The organism is Enterobacter sp. V89_11 (genome assembly GCF_029967775.1).
GTDB classification, from domain to species: domain Bacteria; phylum Pseudomonadota; class Gammaproteobacteria; order Enterobacterales; family Enterobacteriaceae; genus Enterobacter; species Enterobacter ludwigii.
Genome location: NZ_JASCAN010000041.1, coordinates 1 through 3757, shown reverse-complemented (window position 1 = coordinate 3757; position 3757 = coordinate 1). Strand labels below are relative to the sequence as shown.

2 protein-coding genes and 2 pseudogenes are annotated in these 3757 nt (G+C 37.1%); all 4 read left to right on the top strand.

Annotation, left to right across the window (positions count from 1 at the left end; all coding sequences use genetic code 11):
- Window positions 1–498: pseudogene (locus tag QLG09_RS22190) on the top strand (type IV secretion protein Rhs); the annotation flags it as partial.
- Window positions 498–1496 carry a hypothetical protein gene (locus tag QLG09_RS22185; RefSeq protein ID WP_049022422.1) on the top strand — a complete coding sequence of 333 codons (999 nt, stop codon included), beginning with the start codon at window positions 498–500 and terminating at the stop codon, window positions 1494–1496. The pseudogene QLG09_RS22190 and the gene QLG09_RS22185, both read left to right, overlap by 1 nt.
- Window positions 1497–2258: 762 nt before the next feature.
- On the top strand, window positions 2259–2741 hold the full coding sequence (locus tag QLG09_RS22180) for a hypothetical protein (protein ID WP_044867402.1): 483 nt from the start codon (window positions 2259–2261) through the stop codon (window positions 2739–2741).
- Window positions 2742–3197: 456 nt separating this feature from the next.
- Window positions 3198–3757 (top strand): annotated as a pseudogene (locus QLG09_RS22175) (type IV secretion protein Rhs); the annotation flags it as partial.

Below are 3757 nucleotides of genomic sequence, written 5' to 3'. Positions count from 1 at the left end.
TTTACGCAGCAGGACCCGATAGGGCTGGCGGGGGGGATAAACCTTTACCAGTATGGTGCAAATAGTTTAACCCGTATAGACCCTCTGGGATTAAAACAAGAGGAAGTTATACGCTATATGAGTAAAGATGAAGCGATTGCATCAGCTTCTGAACGCGATGGTAAAGGCGGATTGGTTTCTAATAATCGTGGTGAAAAAGCCATATGGGTTAATCATGATAGCCGACCAGGGTTTAACCCTGGAAATGAAAAGTATCGTGCCGTTATGACCGTAAATGACTCTGGGGTTGAGCTTCTTAATCAACATAGTGATATATCAAAAGTTGATTACAAAGAAACCGGGCTGAAAGATGGAGTTCTATCAAAGAGAAATGAACCTGGAGCAAGGGGCATCGGTAAAAATATCCTTTCTCGTTTTAATGATAAAATCACTTCATTCCAGATTGAAAAGAAAGATGCTAAAGGTAATTGGAAGAAATGTGGTAAGAGGATTACTTAATGATTTTTGAAATGTATCTACATAAAATTGAACACTTCACTAATGCGAGAGCAGAGATTGAAAGTTTTGGAAATTATGTCTATGTTCAAGATGAACCAGACCTTTTTCCCGTTTATTTTAAAAAAGAAAATGGGAAGTATGCAGAGTTGAGTCGTTGGCAAACTTGCTTTCCTAAGGTTATGTTACAGCGTGCATTAAAGAAGCTAGGCCTAAGTGAAGAAGGGAAATATGCATTTGAAGTTTTTCTTTCTCGATTAGGTTATCTGTTTCAAATAGATAATCGACAGCGTATAGATAAAGATATCGTTATATTATTTTATATACATCAACTTCTTTCCTTAAAAAACAGCAAAGAAGATTACGCAATAAAAGCAAAAGACTTTTTTTTAAGGTTTTTGTGTTTTGAAATGGGCATGGATGATGACTCTTATAATTTACTATGCATTACTAATGATGGGCTCTGTATAAATACTGTTCAGCATGGCAATGTAACTGTATTATCATTGCTTGAGCAATTTTATGCACAATTTGAAAAAAAGAAAAACTTTGGAGATATTAAGGCTATAAAATACTATCAATCATCGGTATTGAATTTTTTGTTTGTTGCGAATAACGAAGATAATCACCTGTTGTTTAATGATAAAAATTGCTATCTTATCGATCCTGGCAATTTTATTAATGTATATAAAAAATCTAAAAAAATAATATATAAAGCTTTGGAGCAGTGTTTTGATAAGTATCAATCTACAAAAAATTTATTAATATCCAACTTCATTCTAATGAATTACGCTTATTATATTCTTAGAGATAATTTAGCAGATCTTAAAACATTGAGAAGACACGTTTCTTTAGATATATTTGGAAGGGTAATTTCCGCTATAGTATACAGAGGTTTCTTTGTAGATGAAGAAAAAATACTGAGGTTAGTTGGTGATGAATATAAATTCGGACCTGAAGGTGAAGATCGGAAATTATTTAATTTAATATATTCGATTTAAAATGTTAATGTTCGACCACAATCGAGGGTGTTAGGATTTGAATAATGAATCCGCTGTGGAACCCTCGATTCTAAAAAACCAGGTTATGGACTGTTAATAACTTTACGGTACGCATGTTGTCAATAGAACAATATGTATACCTCTTACAGTGCATTAGTGTACGCTGCTATAAAGATTACAGATTATTTTCTTAACAAAAAGTATCATATAAATTTTATTGATGTTCGGTATTTAAGGTTATGCTAACAAACCACAGACGACTTTGTGGCATTCGCTGGCGCTATGACTCCATAAACTTACCGAATGTGTTGAAAGATAACGTCCAGATTTCCTCTCAACCTCATATTCATGGTAATGAATACTGGAATGTTTATCGCGAAGTTGATGGTGCTAATGTGGTAAGTGGCAAGGACCTCATAATAAAGATTATAAAGGTATTGATAGTTACTCGAACAGAACGCTTAAAAAAGAACGATCCTCTATGCATTGCATTCAAATGGTGATCAGTTACCTGCATACACCATAACTCATACTACAGATTAGGCAATCTAAAGGTGATTCATTAGGATATCATGAGGTGTCACAAGTGACACTTAACTCAGATTTCCCTATAGGAACCAAAGTTAGGGAATATTATGTATTAAGGATATATTTGTTTCTAGGGGTTGTGCAACGGCGAATCCTCAATCCGGAAAGGGGGGGGCAGTTTTACATACCTGAAGAAGCAAGAGGTAAATTAATTCCTGGTAAGATTATAGATATATGAAGAAGATGACATTTAATGTTAAAAATGGGAATGTTAAAATTGATGGTTATCCTATTGAACTTAGCTCTTTTGAAACATTCACTTCATCTGAATTTTACAAAACCCATCCGCAATTCACTAAGATAGGTAAATTTTATTTTTCGAAAAATGATATTGAATGGGAAGGGCAGAACTTTATCGTAGAGTTCAGACCAGCAATTTTCTCATTTAACCCATCTCTTTTTCTTACAAGTAAAGACGGAGATTTTTATCAATCACTCAAAGATTGGGATAAGAGGGCATCGTTAAAAAATCTAGAAGAGGAAGAAAGACGATTGACAGAATGGGTTCAAAATAAATTTTCCAGAAACAATATGGGAAAGATAAATAAGCCTCCATATGGAACAAAATGGACTTATGAATGGGGAGAGATAACAGTGCAATCAAATGAAAGATCCTTTGATTGTGGGATATATATTGGATGGGATCTTAATCTCTGATGGTAATAAATCGTACATTACATATATGAGTTATCCATTCATGTAACGGAAGTCATATTGTCCAATAGTGATATTTAAATTTATTATAGATGACTGCCTTATTTGGTATACGAGATAAAAACTCGGATTAATCCCTTTTTTCTAAATGAAATAATAATCTTCTTTGTACATCTTTTAAAAATGTGTCTAAAAAAGAGAAATGTATAATGAAATGCATAAAGAATAGTTAGATAATAATTTTGTAAAAATTGGATTTATGGCGAGATGAATTACTCACTTTCAGGATTCACTATATACACCTTAGTTGATCTTTCAATAAAAAATCAAGATATGGCGTTGGTTATTTGTAAATGCCATAAGGTAAAGAGAGTCTCAAGACACAACTGAAACTATTTAAACTTTACTCAGGAAGTTTAGTATGTCGCCATCTTTAACAGTGCAATTTTTCCATTCTGCACGCAGGGGGCGCTGACCACCCGCAACGAGTACGACTATTTTGGTCGACTGCATCGCCGGGACGTCTTTACCGGCAATGCCCAGCGTCCGACACCACGATGCGAGTCCCGCCACTGGGATTACGACTACCGCAATAACCTGGTACGGGAAGATCGGGATGATAACCCGTTCAGCTGGTACCGCTGGCAATACGAAAGGGTCGGGCGTTTGCTTGTTCAGGACGGCACGCTACCCGGGCAGGAGCAGTGGCGCTGGGATGCTGCCGGTAAACCGCTTGAAGGTTCTGCTGAGAAGGTTACGCACAACCGCCTGACGCAGCTGAATGGTATTCGCTGGCATAATAATATCCATGCTCGCACCGTAGAGAAGGATAACGGCCAAACCCGAGGAACCGCAACAAACCGCAGACGCAGGTAAGTTTCCGCTACGATCTGCTCGGTCGCCGCATCAGCAAAATGCGACACCAGATGCTGGGCGGGCAGCCAACCGGTAAGCTTGTCACCACCCGGTTTGTCTGGGAAGGGTTCCGCCTGCTGCAGGAAGTGCACGGGGACGTGCCG

Bases quoted from the DNA above. Each gene is read 5' to 3' on its own strand.
- QLG09_RS22185 (WP_049022422.1), top strand. From the start codon at position 498: ATGATTTTTGAAATGTATCTACATAAAATTGAACACTTCACTAATGCG.
- QLG09_RS22180 (WP_044867402.1), top strand. From the start codon at position 2,259: ATGAAGAAGATGACATTTAATGTTAAAAATGGGAATGTTAAAATTGAT.